The organism is Streptomyces sp. NPDC096046 (assembly GCF_040303285.1).
GTDB lineage: Bacteria > Actinomycetota > Actinomycetes > Streptomycetales > Streptomycetaceae > Streptomyces.
In genome coordinates this window covers 112,133-125,748 of record NZ_JBEOSZ010000005.1, presented here as the reverse complement: position 1 = coordinate 125,748, position 13,616 = coordinate 112,133, and the positions used below count along the sequence as shown (strand labels likewise).

Genomic DNA, 13,616 nt, shown 5'->3' with positions numbered 1-13,616 from the left:
AGTTCCCCGCCGGGTCACGGGCACACACCGCGCCCGAGAGGGCGACCACCGTCTCACCCTGAGCACCCGCACATCACGTTGCGTGATCGACCGGACGCCGCGCTCGATGCCCCGTCCGCGCGGGACTCGCCTTCTGGGAGGCGTCGCGACACCCCGGCTCAAGGGGTGCGATGGAGTGCGAGATCCGCAAGGTGCGGACGGGGCCTTACGCGATGGGGACCGGCCGGGAACGCGGTACGCGGTACGCGCCACGACACCCGAAGGTGAGGGCGGTAGGGCGATGCCCGAGTACGAACGTTCCCGCACGATGCCCGCACAGGCCGGGCAGGTCTTCGCCGCGTCCGCGGGTCCGGGGCGCGGGGCCCGCGGCACCGGCCGCCTCCGTCAACCGCGGTCCCGGCCGTCGCACACCGCGGCGGCGCCGCACGCGGCGGGCCGGGGGCGGATGGGGACACCGTTGCTGCGCAGCACCTCGCGGACGTCCAGGATCAGCGAGAACACCTCGCGATTGCGGTCCTCGCCCTGCTCGTCCCAGGCCCGCTGCTCGGCCTCGACGGCCATCCGGTCCTCGGCGAACACGCGCTCGGTGAAACGCCTGATGAGAGGCCAGGCGAGCTGCAGGACGCCGGGGACCCGAGGCTTCTCGATCATGAGCAGGCCGTAGGCGTGACACCTGCGCTGCTCGGCGTCCTCGGGTACGTAGGCGGCCCAGAGGCGGAAGGCGGGCCGCTCCGCGTTCTCCGGGACCAGGTCGAGGGTCTGGTACGGGTAGGCGGTGCGGATCGTCATGACGTCGCGGGAGTCGCTGCCGCCGATGCCCTCGGAGGCCAGCAGGCTGGCCCCGCGGTTCCGCTTGCCCCCGGCATGGCTGAAGAGGTACCTGGCCTCCACCGACCGCTCGTCGGTCCGGTAGTTCAGCAGTTCCGGGTGGAGTCTGCCGACGACGCCCCGGTGGAGGAACTGGTGGTTCATGTCGAGCAGGTTCTCGTGCATGAACGAGTAGTGGCAGCGCACGGTCCGGGAGTAGGTCATGGTCTTGTAGCGCGGCGACCCGAACGCCGGCAGGTCCGGCAGCGGCGTGTCGGCCGCCTTGTCGGGGTCGCCCGGGAACGCGAACACCAGGCCGTACGCCTCCCGGACGGGGTAGCCGCGCACGCCCCGCGGCGGCCGGCCGTCGCCCTTGGAGAGGTAAGGGATCTGCGAGATGCGGCCGTCCCCGCGATAGGCCCAGGCGTGGTAGCAGCAGCGCAGTGCCTCGCCCTCCACGACGCCCATGCTCAGCGGCACCTGACGGTGGGCGCAGCGATCCTCCAGCGCGTACACGGTGCCGCTCTCGCCGCGGTACAGCGCGATGCGCTCACCGGCGAACGTCGCCGCGAACGTCCCCTTGCCGCGCACGCTCCTCGACAGCGCCACGGGATACCAGAAGTCGGGGTTCGCCCCGACGCGCCGGAGGTCGATCCTGCCGGTGACCGGGTCGCGATGCTCCGAGGGCCACTCGGCCCCGGCAGAGAAGGGCCCGGCCTCGTCGGTCTCGGTCATGCCTCTCCCTCGCGCGTACGGGCGGCGACTGCCGCGCGTCACATCAGGCAGCACCGAGCTGCCGGCGGACGCCCCGGCGTCGCCCATCCTGGTCGCGGCGCGCCGGTCACGCCCTGCCCAGCGCGTACGGACGGGTGACCCCGTGGCCGCGGTGTCCTTGCGGAACGCTCCGAGGACGCAGTCCCGGTCGGTGGCCCAATCCTCGGGCCACTCCGCACCGGCCTTCACCGCTCCCGCCCCCGGCAGGAGGCGGACGCGGCCCCGTGTGCCGTGGGGAAGGGGCGGGCACCACGGGCACGGCGGCGCACATCCGACGCCCCCTGCGTCCCGCAGGAGGGGTTCCTGCCGGTCAGCTCTCGGGGACGCGCACCGCCAGGAGGGCCACGTCGTCGTCGTTTCCGGGCCGGACGCGGCGCAGGAGCTGGTCGGTGAACGAGGCGAGAGGGCGGTGGGCGAGGGCGGCGGCGTGCTGACGCAGTCGGTCCAGTCCCTCGTCGAGGGTGTGGCGGGGCGCCTCGATGAGGCCGTCCGTGTACAGCACCAGGGTGGAACCGGGCGGGAGCAGCGCGGTCGCGTCGGGGCGCCGGGTGCCCGTCTGGGTGCCCAGGAGGATGCCGTGGCCGTCCGTGAGGTAGCGGGCCAGGCCGTCCCGGCTGATCAGCAGCGGCGGGGGGTGACCGGCGTTGGTCCAGGACAGCTTCCACTGCCCGGCCTCGGCCGGTTCGACCCGGGCGAAGATCGTCGTGGCCATGGTGACGTCGGTGATGTGCTGGATCGCCTGGTCGAGCCGTTCGACGATCCGGCTGGGGGGTTCGTGCTGGGACCAGGCGTAGGCGCGGAGCATGTTGCGCACCTGCGCCATGCCGGCCGCCGCCTCCAGGTCGTGGCCGACGACGTCTCCGATGGCCAGTGCGGTGGACTCGTCGGCCAGGGGGAAGGCGTCGTACCAGTCGCCGCCCACCTGTGAGGCGTCGGGAGCGGGCAGGTAGCGGACGGTCAGCTCCAGGCCCGCGACGCCCGGCATCTGTGGCAGCAGGTGGTTCTGCATGGTCTCGGCCACCTTGCGCTGACGCTGGTAGAGGCGTGCGTTGTCCAGGGCGAGACCGGCACGGCGGGCGATGTCCTCGATCAGTGGAAGGTCCACGGGCGTGAAGGCCGGCCGGTTCCGGTCGCGTCCGAGGGTCAGCGCTCCCAGGACGGCGCGGGTGCTGCGGATGGGCGCGATGGCCGCCGAGTGCATCCCCGTGGCTTCGAACAGGCGGCGCTGCTCGACCGCGATGCCGGAATCCGGTGCCCCCTGGTAGGTCTGCGGTCCGGCCAGGTTGGAGGCGACACCGCGCAGGGCTCTGGACAGGGGCATCGGGGATTCCTCCGGGATCGGCGGCATCGGCCCCTGGAGGTCTTCGCGGTAGGTGTACGTGTCACCTCCGGCGTGGACCACGATGCTGCGCCACACCTCGTCGCGTTCGGTGATCAGATCGACGACGACCCAGTCCGCGAGCCGCGGCACGACCAGCCCCACCAGGCGGCGCAGTGCCTCGTCGACGTCCAGCGTGGAGGTCAGCTGCGCGGTGGTCTCGGCGAGCAGCGCCAGCCGGTGCAGCTCGGACAGCGGCTGGGCCGCCGGTTCCGGCTGCGGGTCGGCGACCTCCTGGTGGTCGGGGGCGTGGAAGACGACGAGCGTGCCCGCGTGCCGGCCGCCGACGTCGTAGGGCGTGATCAGCCAGGAGATGCGCAGCAGGGTGCCGTCGCCGCAGACGAAGTAGGCCTCGTCGGCCTGGGCCGTGCGCCCGGCGTGGAACGGCTGCCGCATGGCGCACTGGGTTCGCGGCAGTGGCTGCCCCTGCGGGCCTCGGTGCAGCAGGTCGTGCGCGTCATGGCCGATCAGATCGTCGGCGGAGCGGCCCAGGAGCTGCTCGGCGCGGGTGTTCACGGCGACGACGCAGCCCTGCTCGTTCACGACGTAGGCACCGGCGCCGATGGCTTCCAGAGTCCCGGCCAGCACGACGGACGCTGTGGGCACGGACGGCCCGTCAAAGGTCTCCGTGTGCTCCGGCCCCGCCATCGTGGCCTCCCTGCTGATCGGGCCGGCGTCCTGTCACCGGCATGCCCTGCCTGCTTGCCTTCCCCGTATGCCCCTGCGAGGAAGAATTCCACGTCGTGCGGCGACGCTCGGCGCGGGCGGGCCCCTGACCCGGCGTTGAGAGGAACCGGGCCGGGCGGGCCGACGGCGGCCCCGGCCCTGCGGGGAGCCGGGGCGGACCGCTCAGGTCAGGTCCAGGTCCGCGTACAGGAGGTGGTGGTCCGAGTGCGGACTCGGAAGCACCCGGTGACCGAGCGGGACGACGCCTCGCAGGAACACGTAGTCGAACTTGCTCTGCCAGTCGGTGGTCGGCCGGCAGCTCCCGGTGGACGACGGACGGCACTGCGGGTCCACGTTCGTGGCCAGTGCCCAGATCCGGGCGAGTTCGGGGGCGTCCGGCACGGCGTTGAGGTCGCCGAGCAGGATCGCGCGGTCGTACCGGGCGAACTCCCGGGCGAGCACACGGGTCTGACCGTCCCGGACCTCCTGTTGCTCCCGCTGGGCGAGATGTGTGTTGAAGACACGCACGGACCGGTCGTCCACGGTGGTGGTCACGGCCATGTACCCGCGGTCCTCGGATCCGCCGTCGGGATACTCCACGCTCACGGGGTCCGTCATCGGCGCGGCCGAGAGGATGGCCTGGCCGTAGGCGCCCGGATTCCACGGCGCGCCGCCGCAGCGGCCCCACTTCCGCAGCACGCTCCCGTACTCGACGCGGTAGACCAGCCCGTGAAGGTTCTCCAGGTACTCCCGGATCCTCTCGACGTCACGCACACACGCCTCCTGGAGGCCGATGACCTGGGGCGCGTACGCGGCGATCTCCGCGGCCCGGTCGACGTCGCTCGTCTCGCAGGGGTTGCAGATGTTCCACGTCATGACACGGTTCGCCACGACGTCCCGGACGGCCTCGGCGCGCCGCGCCCCGGCGTAGAGGGCGCCGCCCGGTTCGCTGGGGCCGACGAGCACCACGAAAACCGCCGCCATGGCGCCCGCGCACCACCGCGCGCACGTCCCCCTGCCGAGCACCCTCGCCTCCTCACCGCGGACACACCCGATGTCCGTGTCTCCGTGCACGAGGCTATGGGATGGGGCGCGAGGTTACGGGAGGGGGTCGTCGGGCATGCGGGGACGGAGTCCTCTTGTATGGCGCCGCCCCGGAAGGACGCCGGGGGCCCGCGCCGCGCTCCCGGCCTCCTGGCGCCTTCGGCCGGGAACGGCCAGGCTGTGCGTAGGGTGACTGAACTGGTGATCGACACGGGCGGTGGCACATGGAGTGGCAGAAGTTCGCCGAGGAGATGGCCGTGCTCGCCCGGACCCTGCTCAAACAGGACTCCGTGCAGGAGACGCTGGACGAGATCGCGGCGTCGGCCGTGAAACTGGTGGACGGCTGTGACGCGGCCGGGGTCCTCGCGGTGCGCAAGGGCCGCGCCGTCACGCTGTCCTCCTACGGCGACATGGTCGAGGAGTCCGACCGGGTGCAGGGTGAACTGGGTGAGGGGCCGTGCTTCGATCTCGCACGTCACGCGGACGAGGACCGCGTGTTCCGGATCGTGGACATGACGCGGCCCCAGCCGGACTGGCCGCGGTACGCCGAGGCCGCCCGCGCACTGGGCATCGGGAGCATGACCGGGATTCTGCTCTACACCCACGACGAGGACTTCGGCGCGCTGAACCTGTACGCCCGCCGCCCGGGAGTCTTCACCGAGGAGAACGCCACCGCCGGCTGGCTGCTGGCCTCGCACGCCGCCGTCGCCCTCGCGGACGCCCGCACCATCGACCAGCTGGAGCACGCCCTGGAGACCCGGCACGCCATCGGCGAGGCCATGGGCATCCTCATGGAACGCCACGGGATGAGCGAGGACGACGCCTTCAGCGTGCTGCGCAACATCTCCCAGCACCACAACATCAAACTGCGCGACGTCGCACAGCGGATCCGCGACAAGCGCGCCGGTGGTCCGTCGTGACGGCTCGACCGCCGGGTCCGCCGCGCCGGACGAGCGGTGCGCGCCCGCGCCACCGCTGTGGCCGCTTCCGCCGGAGCTCACCGTCGGGGGGCGGCTCACCGGTGTTCCGCCGGGTGTGTGGTGGCCTGTTCCTCAGCCCTGGCCTGGGGTACCGGACGAGTGATCCACCAGCAGGCCGCGGTCCAGGGCCCGGCCAGGACCAGTGAGGCCAGGACGTCACTGGGGTAGTGGGCGCCCGCGTACAACCGCTCGACGGCGACCGCGGTCGTGATCACTGCGGCCAGGACCACGGAGGTGACGCGCCACCCCGTGTGGCCGGTGGCCCGGAAAACGATGATCGCCGTGCAGGCGGTGAGGGCCAGGGTCGCCGTGACGTGACCGGAGGGGAAGCTCGCGGTGGGCGGCAGATCGCTGGTGAGGTGCGGTACATCGGGACGGTCACGTGCCACCAGAGCCACGGTGACGAGGAACAAGGTCACCTGGCCCACCAAGGCCAGGGCAAGCAGAGCCAACGGCCGCCGGCTTCGGGTGACGGCCACGGCGAGCGGACCGACCACCGCCACCGCGGCGGTGATTCCCAGCGTGCCGCCGAGGATCTGCAGGCCCGTGGCGATGTCGTCCAGCCTCGGCGTGCGCGCGCCCGCCAACTGGTGCACCACGGACCGGTCCCAGCTCGCCGGACCCGAGCCCGGTCCGGCGTCCTTCACCAGGAGTCCCAGCCCATAGAGGGTGCCGAGGGTCAGCAGCCAGACCACTCCCAGTTCGGCCGCGGCGACGAGCGGACGCGGCAGGACGGGGTGGTGGCGTTCGGGCACCGGACGCAGTCCGGCTGCCGAGCCGAGAACCGGCAGTCCGGACGGCACGCGGGAGCGCTCCGTCGCACCGCCCTGAGCGACCCTCGGCAGCGGGTGCCCGAGCAGGCGGTCCTGCGGCCAGTGCCGAAAGGCGGCCGCGGTCACCGCCAGCCAGACGGCACCCAGCAGCCAGCCCGCGACGACGTCACTGAGGTAGTGCACCCCCAGAGCCATGCGGGTGAACCCGACCAGGACGACGACCATGACCGCCACGGCGACGGCGAACCGGCGCGCCGTCCGGTTCATCGCGGGCAGGAAGACCAGCAGCAGCACACCGTAGGACACCAGGGAACTGAGCGCGTGCCCACTGGGAAAGCTCAGGCCGGCGGGTGTGACCAGGGGCTCGTCGACAACCGGCCGCAGTCGGCCCACCAACGTCTTGACCACCGAGATCAGGATCCAGGCGCCCACTGCCGCCACCGCCACGTACAGGGCGGCACGTACCTGACGCCGCAGCAACAGCCACACGACGCCCACGCTGGTCACCCAGGCCAGGGCCGGGCTGCCTCCCAGGTCGGTGACCACTCGCAGCGCCTCTACCACCACGCCGTGGTCGGCAACGGCGTCGTTGAGCCCGTCGGCCACCGCCTCGTCCAGCCGTCGCAGAGGCCTCCACTCGCCGCGCACCAGGAACAACAGCAGCACGAAACCCATCGCCGCCGGCACCAGCAGCGCCGCCCCGGTGGCCGGACGCGTCATCGTTCGTCCGTCAGGCATCCACTGCTCCTCCCGCCTCGCGACCGACGTACCCGAGTCCCCGGGCGACCACGTGGAGGTGCCACTGAGAGCCGGTGGGGAAACATCGGCGGACGGAGCCGACGGGCACCAGCCACCTCGTCCGGTGACGATCGACGCGCGGGCGCGGCTCGGCCGGTCGGTCGGTCGGTCCGCGGTGGTGACGCCCGCAGGTCGGTCGATCACGCCGCCTTTCCCGGGCGGGGCTCGCTCGGGCCGGGGCGGCCGATGCGTACGCTGGGGCGCGTGCAACTGCTGCCAGAACCCGTTCGTCGGCTTGCCGCCTGGTGCACCGTGATTCTCTTGGTCGCAGGGGTCACCTATGTCGCGGTCCAGGTGTTCGTGGCGCTCTGGCTGGCCCTCGTTCCCGCGCTACTGGCCCTGCTCGGCACCGCGCTGCTCCGCCCCCTGCACCGGTCGCTGGTAGTGAAGGCGAAGGTCAATCGGTCCGTCGCCGCCGGTCTCACCTGCGCCGCCGTCCTCGCCGTGGTCGGCGGCGCCGTGTATGTGGCCACGGCCGCGCTGGTCGACACCTGGGGCCAGATCGTCGTATCGGTGCGGAGGGCGGTGCGGCAGCTGGCCGATCAGTTCGGTGCGTCCGGCACCTCCCTCGAGGATCTCGCCGACGACGCCCTCGACCTGCTGGGCAAGTTCGGCGGGACAGCCGCGTCCAGCATCGTGGCCGGGGTCGGAGCCGCCGCTCAGGTACTCGGTATGACGGTGCTCGCCCTGCTGCTGGTCTTCTTCTTCCTGCGCGACTCCGACCACGCCGTCGGCACCCTGCGCTCGCTCGTCCCGCGAAGCAGCGCCGACATCGTCGAGGCGATGGCCCGGCGGGCGTTCCAGGGCGTCGAGGGGTTCATGCGGGGCACCACCGTGGTGGCCCTCATCGACGCGGTCTGCATCACCGCCGGCCTGCTGGTCCTGCGCGTCCCGGGGGCCTTCGGGCTCGGCGCCATCGTCTTCATCGGCGCCTACGTCCCCTACCTCGGCGCACTCGTCTCCGGGACCGCGGCCGTGCTGGTGGCGCTCGCCGACCGCGGGCTCGCCATCGCGCTGTGGGCGCTCGGGGTGGTGCTCGTGGTCCAGGTGCTCGAAGGGAACATCTTCCAGCCCATGGTCCAGAGCCGGACCGTGCGCATTCACCCTGCGGTGATCCTGGTGGCGCTCACCGCGGGCGGGACCGTGGCCGGGATCATCGGTGTGCTCCTCGCGGTGCCGGTCACCGCCGCGGCGTTCGGCGTCGTGCAGGAACTCCATGAGCGATTCTCACAGCCCGAAGGGCCCGCTGAAACGGGGTCCTCCGGGAAGCCGGCCGCGGACTCCTAGGGGTGTGTCCGGCTCCCTTCTCGCACACCGGCGGCCGGGCGTTCCGGACGGGCCGCGGACCAAGCCCGGACGGCCCCGGCAGCGAGGGCCGAGGAGTTCGAGGAAGCGTCTGCGGCGTGACTGGCGCCCGGCCGGGAGGGCACCCGTCGCAGATGCCGGACGTCGAGCCTCGCCCCCTGCGCCTCACCGCCGACGTGGTCCGTCTGTCGGTGCTCTGCGGCGCCGTCGTCCTGGCCCTCGTCTCCCGTGACGGGGCGGTGATGCTGACCCTTCTCTTCCTGGCCCTCCTGGTGCCGCGGTTCACCCGGCTCCCGGCCCTCGTCGACCTGCTGGTGTGTGCCGTGCTGACCTGGGCGACCTGGTCGACGGTAGGCCACTGGTACCGGGTGGCCGACTGGTACGACACGCTCGTGCACTCGGTGACGCCCGGCGTTGTGGCCGTCGCTCTCCACCTGCTGCTGTCGCGCTGGCGGCTGGTGCCGGCCCCGGCAGACCGGACACTGCGTCGCGCCGCCGGTCCTCTGGTCACGGCCGCTGTGGGTGCCACCGTCGCCGTCCTGTGGGAGTTGTACGAGGGGCTGGCCACCCAGGTCTTCCACGCTCACATCCCGGTCGGATACACCGACACCCTGGTCGACCTGGCGGTGGGCCTTGGCGGATCCGTCGTCGCGGGAATCGTGTTGACGTGGTGCGCGACCCGACGCTCCTCGGCACCGTAGGTCCGCACCGGCAGCCACGGGGACCGGGTAGCCGGCGCGGTCCGAAGACTGTGCGAGTGTGCCCGGTCGTCTGGCCGGTCCGAAACCGTCAGGCCGGAAGGCGTTCGACGACCTTTCCCGTCGTGGCGTCGACGACGTGGACCGTCGCCTCGTCGTCGGCCACTCCGAGGACGCTCACCCTCCAGACCGGCACGCCGTCGCGCTCTGCCAGGCGGATGGCGGTGACGTTCTCACCGCGGTCGGCCGCCTCCCGAGCCGCTTCGCCCGGAAGGATCCGCGCTCTGTCCAAGCGCTGGGACAACGCCTGCCGCTCTGCGTCCGTGAGGGCGGGCGGGGAACTCGTCCCCAGCACCTCACCCCGGGTGGCGCCCAGCCGCACGGTGCGCAGTTGTTCGTCCTTGCCCATGACCCGGCTCTCCCACACGGGTGAGTCCGACTCGGGTTCCTTGAGTTCCAAGGCGGTCAGCTCACCGCCGGGCACCTCCGCCACGGACAGCCGGATGGCGCGCTCGGAGGAAACCTCCACCATCGCGAACCGCTCGACGGGTTCGTTCAGCGGATCGTCACGACCACAGCCCACGAGAAGCGACAAAGCGGTCAACGGCACGCACACGGCCACGGCGAGCCGCTGCCACCGGCGCCCACCACGGAGGCGAGGAGTCACACTCATCACTCTCATGCGTGCCGACTATCCATCCTCGGCGGAACGAATCACGCCGTCACGTACCGCGGACGCGGGCAGCGCCGACCCATCCCGCGGTGTGATGGCGGTCAGGCAGCCGGGGACGTGCGGGAGCGGGCGACGGGCAGCGCGGCCAGGGAGACGAGGGCCAGCAGAACGATCAGGCCCCCTGAGGCGACGTCGTTGAAGCGCGCGACCTCGGTCATCGAAGTGTCCCCGTAGCCCAGCGCGAACGGTGCCCCGACCAGCCATGCGCCGGCAGCGGTGAGGAGCAGGTCGGAGGGGATGCCTGGGGTTCGGACCAGACGGGTTGCCGCCGTCAGGAAGACGAGCACGCAGACGAGGATCTCGTTCAGACGGGCGTCGCTCGTCGGGTCCCCGGGCGGGTAGTCGAGCACCCAGCCGGCCAGGAAAAGCCACACCGCCACCAGCAGGAGCACGACGCTGATGAGGAAGGCCCTCAGGGTGCCGGCGCTCTCCGCCCGGGAGACACGCCGAGCGTGCACGGAGGATCCGTCGGAATGGTCCCGCATCGTCCATCCCCTTCTGCCACGAGTTGCCGGACGGGACGGTGAGTGCCGCGGCCGGAGGCGACCGCAGCGGCTTCTCCACGCCGCCCATGTCATGACCGCCGAGCAAGGTCGCCTCCGCGGGTAGCCGGTGCGCGCGGCGACAAACGGCAAGGCGGGCGCGGCGGCGAAGGTGGTGTATCCACGAACGACGTACGCCCACGCCCCACTCCGATGAACCGGACATTGCCGCGTTTCGCGATATGAGTCACGGGATACTACGGGCTCGCCTTCTCCACCCCGAAGGACCGGGTATGCCCGTACAACGGCTCCCGGCCCCCACCTTGCAGAGGTGCAGACATGTCTCACGTGCCCCGCGTCGACGCCGCGAACACGCCGATGCGAGGGCCGGGGCCGGGCCCCTCACGGAAGCTCTCCGGCAGAAGCGGACGGCCACCCACGGCAGTCGTGACCGGGGCCTCCTCCGGCATCGGCGCGGCCGTGGCGCATCGCCTGTCCGCCGAGGGCTGGAGGCTCGTCCTCAACGGACGGGACACAGCACGCCTGAGGGACGTGGCCGTCCGGACCAGGGCCTCGCAGTTCCCGGCAGATCTCACCGTGCCCGGCACCGACCGGCGGCTGACCCGGTTCGCCCTCGATCAGTCGGGCAGCGTCGACCTGCTGGTGGCCGGTGCCGGAGTCGGCTGGGCCGGCGACTTCGTGAACATGCCCCCGTCCGCGCTCACGGAGGTCATCGAAACGGATCTCCTCGCCACGCTGCGTCTGGTGCAGCAGATGGTGCCCCACATGGTGGAGCAGGGCCATGGGCGGATCGTGCTCATCGGATCCGTCGCAGGGGTGGTGGGGGTGCGGGGCGAGGCCGTGTATTCGGCGGCCAAGGCGGCGGTGAGCACCTTCGCCGACGCCTTGCGGTACGAGTTGCGCGGCACCGGCGTGGGACTCAGCCATGTGGTGCCGGGCGTGGTCGACACACCCTTCTTCGAGCGGCGCGGAGCCGCCTACCCGCGGTCCCGGCCCAGGCCGGTGCCCCCCGAACGGGTGGCGGACGCCGTATGGACCGCGATCCGCCGAGGCAAGGACGAGATCTACGTTCCCGGCTGGCTTCGTCTGCCGGCGCGCGTGCACGGTGCCGCACCGGCCGTGTTCAGACGTCTCGCCTCCGTCTTCGGCTGATCGGCCGCTTCGTGCGAGTTCTGGACAGCCCGGGGAGACACCCGTTTCGCCGCCGGTGAGTCGTCCGGACCGCGCGGAATGGCCGACCGGCGCCTTACTCCGTCTGCTCGGCCTCGCGGCGGGGCGCGGGACGGCTGTGGACATACAGTTCCCGACGGTTGCCGATCTCCAGGTGCTGGGGCAGCGGAAGTTCGTAACGCACGGGGCGGCGGTGGTCGGCCAGTTGACGTGCGGGGTTGTAGACGCGGTTGAACTTCCACAGCATCCGGGCGAAGTTGGTCTGTCCGCGGGCGAGGTTGCCGCCCAGTACGCGTAGGGCGCCCAGCGCGGTCCGCAGTCCCAGGTGCTTGCGGTTGATGACCGCCTGGGTCCGCACCAGTTCGCGGTAGAAGACGTCCAGGGGCAGGGTGGTGGGCACCACGGCGTGCTGAATGTCGAACAGCCGGTAGTCGCGGGTGGTGAGTTTGCGCGACTCGGTGTGCCAGATTTCGGTGCCGGGGTAGGGCGTCATCACAGTGAGGTGCACGATCTCCGGGACGGCGAGGGCGAACTCCCGGACGAGACGGAAGCGTTCCTCGTCCCACGCCGGGTCCACGATGAGGTTGATCGCGACGTTGATGCCGAGTCGGCGCGCCACCTCCAGGGCACGGAAGTTGTCGTCGGGGGTGACCCGCTTGCGGTAGAGGTCCAGTCCCTCGGCGTCGATGGCTTCCATGCCGAGGAACATGTACTTCAGACCCAGGCGGGTCCACCGCTGGAAGACCTCTTCGTTGCGCAGCAGGACGTCGCTGCGCGTCTCCAGGTAGTACCGCTTGCGGATTCTGCGGCGCTCCAGTTCCGCGGCGATGGCGTGCCCGTGCTCGGGCCGGATGAAGGCGACGTCGTCGACGATGAAGACGTTGGGCTCCTGGATGCTCGCCATCTCCGCCCCGGCCGCCTCCGGCGAGGCCTTGCGGTAGCTGCGGCCGTAGAAGGTCCAGGCGGAGCAGAACGAGCAGTCCCAGGGGCATCCCCGGGTGAACTCGATGGATGCGCACGGGTCGAGTTCCCCGATGAAGTACTTGCGCCGATGGCGCATCAAGTCCCGTGCGGGCACGGGACTGTCGATGCCGTGCAGCATCCGGGGTTCGGGTCCACGGCCCGCCGGCGTGACGATTCCCGGCACGGTGTCCAGACCGCCGTCCCGGACGGCCGCCAGCAACAGGGGCACGGCCGGTTCCCCCTCGCCGCGTACCACCGCGTCCACGGCTCCTTCGCTCTGCGCGAGGACGTCCTCGGCCACGAAGGACACGCTGTGACCGCCGAAGAAGACGAAGCACCCCGGGTCGGCGCGCTTGGCCGCATGGGCGATGGCGATCGCCTCCGGAATGTTGGCGAGGTAGTTCAGGGACACGCCGAGAGCGTCCGGCCGGAAGGAGGAGAACGTGCGGGCCAGTTCCTTCTCGCCGGTCACCTGGAGGTCCACGATTCTCACCTCGTGACCCGCGTCGCGGGCCGCGCCGGCCACCCTCTCCAGGCCGAGCGGCTCCAGGCGCAGGAAGATCTCCGAGTACATCAGGGCGCTGGGGTGGACGAGGAGCAGGCGCATGGTCACCTCGGGGTCCGGCTGGAGGGAGACGAGGGCGGAAACGCTGCCATCGGGCCGACGGGTGCCGGACAGGAGGCCGGAACGAACGGTGCCGCGTCCCCGGCCGACGGACGCCGAGGCCCGTCGGCACAGGTGCCGGCGCCGAGGGCCAAGGACTTGTGTTCGTCGGACTCGGTCATGTCGCTCCTTCATACGTCCCGGTCGGCGTGGGCGGTCCCATGCCACTCCGGGCCGGCACCGACCCCCGGTACGACAGGAGGGCACCAGTACCTCCACCATCGCAGCAGCCCACCGGCCACGTCCCGCTCAGTGCATACGGAAGGGTGACCCCGCCCGCGGGGCGTGCGGGCGTCCCGGCGTCGGACGCGGCGCGGCGGTCTGTATAGTCGCCCCGGTTCCGGAAGGAAGAGGGGAAAT

The 13,616-nt window shown here is 71.7% G+C and carries 11 protein-coding genes; 4 read left to right on the top strand and 7 right to left on the bottom strand.

All coding sequences use genetic code 11. The features are described from left to right. Positions 1–384 precede the first annotated feature (384 nt). From ABTX62_RS06625 to ABTX62_RS06615, 3 genes are all read right to left on the bottom strand, one after another. Complete coding sequence (locus ABTX62_RS06625) at positions 385–1,542, bottom strand: Rieske 2Fe-2S domain-containing protein (protein ID WP_352115146.1); 1,158 nt, start codon at positions 1,540–1,542, stop codon at positions 385–387. 349 nt (positions 1,543–1,891) lie between these two features. Then, positions 1,892–3,607: a SpoIIE family protein phosphatase gene (locus ABTX62_RS06620; protein WP_352115145.1), complete on the bottom strand. Its 1,716-nt coding sequence runs from the start codon at positions 3,605–3,607 to the stop codon at positions 1,892–1,894. Between the two features lie 201 nt (positions 3,608–3,808). Continuing rightward, the gene (locus tag ABTX62_RS06615; protein ID WP_352115240.1) at positions 3,809–4,609 is read right to left on the bottom strand and encodes an endonuclease/exonuclease/phosphatase family protein; all 801 of its coding nucleotides are present in this window, start codon (positions 4,607–4,609) and stop codon (positions 3,809–3,811) included. 284 nt (positions 4,610–4,893) lie between these two features. On the opposite strand from ABTX62_RS06615, the gene ABTX62_RS06610 reads away from it, so the two are divergent. Next, positions 4,894–5,589, top strand: coding sequence for an ANTAR domain-containing protein (locus ABTX62_RS06610; RefSeq protein WP_352115144.1), 696 nt, complete (start codon positions 4,894–4,896; stop codon positions 5,587–5,589). A gap of 95 nt (positions 5,590–5,684) precedes the next feature. On the opposite strand, the gene ABTX62_RS06605 is transcribed toward ABTX62_RS06610, so the two are convergent. Further along, complete coding sequence (locus ABTX62_RS06605) at positions 5,685–7,160, bottom strand: phosphatase PAP2 family protein (protein ID WP_352115143.1); 1,476 nt, start codon at positions 7,158–7,160, stop codon at positions 5,685–5,687. Positions 7,161–7,424: 264 nt separating this feature from the next. On the opposite strand from ABTX62_RS06605, the gene ABTX62_RS06600 reads away from it, so the two are divergent. Together ABTX62_RS06600 and ABTX62_RS06595 are read left to right on the top strand one after the other, a co-directional pair. Then, a complete protein-coding gene (locus ABTX62_RS06600; RefSeq protein ID WP_352115142.1) occupies positions 7,425–8,507 on the top strand; it encodes an AI-2E family transporter in 1,083 nt (360 codons plus the stop codon). A gap of 152 nt (positions 8,508–8,659) precedes the next feature. After that, positions 8,660–9,226 carry a DUF2238 domain-containing protein gene (locus ABTX62_RS06595; protein ID WP_352115141.1) on the top strand — a complete coding sequence of 189 codons (567 nt, stop codon included), beginning with the start codon at positions 8,660–8,662 and terminating at the stop codon, positions 9,224–9,226. A gap of 88 nt (positions 9,227–9,314) precedes the next feature. On the opposite strand, the gene ABTX62_RS06590 is transcribed toward ABTX62_RS06595, so the two are convergent. Together ABTX62_RS06590 and ABTX62_RS06585 are read right to left on the bottom strand one after the other, a co-directional pair. Then, positions 9,315–9,890 carry a PepSY domain-containing protein gene (locus ABTX62_RS06590; protein ID WP_352115140.1) on the bottom strand — a complete coding sequence of 192 codons (576 nt, stop codon included), beginning with the start codon at positions 9,888–9,890 and terminating at the stop codon, positions 9,315–9,317. A 107-nt stretch (positions 9,891–9,997) separates the two neighbouring features. Beyond that, positions 9,998–10,441, bottom strand: coding sequence for an SPW repeat domain-containing protein (locus ABTX62_RS06585; protein WP_352115139.1), 444 nt, complete (start codon positions 10,439–10,441; stop codon positions 9,998–10,000). 336 nt (positions 10,442–10,777) lie between these two features. Between ABTX62_RS06585 and ABTX62_RS06580 the strand changes: the two genes are divergently transcribed. Continuing rightward, positions 10,778–11,611, top strand: coding sequence for an SDR family NAD(P)-dependent oxidoreductase (locus tag ABTX62_RS06580; RefSeq protein WP_502997911.1), 834 nt, complete (start codon positions 10,778–10,780; stop codon positions 11,609–11,611). A gap of 94 nt (positions 11,612–11,705) precedes the next feature. On the opposite strand, the gene hpnR is transcribed toward ABTX62_RS06580, so the two are convergent. Next, positions 11,706–13,199 (bottom strand): hopanoid C-3 methylase HpnR, encoded by a 1,494-nt coding sequence (hpnR, locus tag ABTX62_RS06575; protein ID WP_352115138.1) that lies wholly within the window; start codon positions 13,197–13,199, stop codon positions 11,706–11,708. Positions 13,200–13,616 lie beyond the last annotated feature (417 nt).

Bases quoted from the DNA above. Each gene is read 5' to 3' on its own strand.
- ABTX62_RS06625 (WP_352115146.1), bottom strand. From the start codon at position 1,542: ATGACCGAGACCGACGAGGCCGGGCCCTTCTCTGCCGGGGCCGAGTGG.
- ABTX62_RS06620 (WP_352115145.1), bottom strand. From the start codon at position 3,607: ATGGCGGGGCCGGAGCACACGGAGACCTTTGACGGGCCGTCCGTGCCC.
- ABTX62_RS06615 (WP_352115240.1), bottom strand. From the start codon at position 4,609: ATGGCGGCGGTTTTCGTGGTGCTCGTCGGCCCCAGCGAACCGGGCGGC.
- ABTX62_RS06610 (WP_352115144.1), top strand. From the start codon at position 4,894: ATGGAGTGGCAGAAGTTCGCCGAGGAGATGGCCGTGCTCGCCCGGACC.
- ABTX62_RS06605 (WP_352115143.1), bottom strand. From the start codon at position 7,160: ATGCCTGACGGACGAACGATGACGCGTCCGGCCACCGGGGCGGCGCTG.
- ABTX62_RS06595 (WP_352115141.1), top strand. From the start codon at position 8,660: ATGCCGGACGTCGAGCCTCGCCCCCTGCGCCTCACCGCCGACGTGGTC.
- ABTX62_RS06585 (WP_352115139.1), bottom strand. From the start codon at position 10,441: ATGCGGGACCATTCCGACGGATCCTCCGTGCACGCTCGGCGTGTCTCC.
- ABTX62_RS06580 (WP_502997911.1), top strand. From the start codon at position 10,778: ATGTCTCACGTGCCCCGCGTCGACGCCGCGAACACGCCGATGCGAGGG.
- hpnR (WP_352115138.1), bottom strand. From the start codon at position 13,199: ATGCGCCTGCTCCTCGTCCACCCCAGCGCCCTGATGTACTCGGAGATC.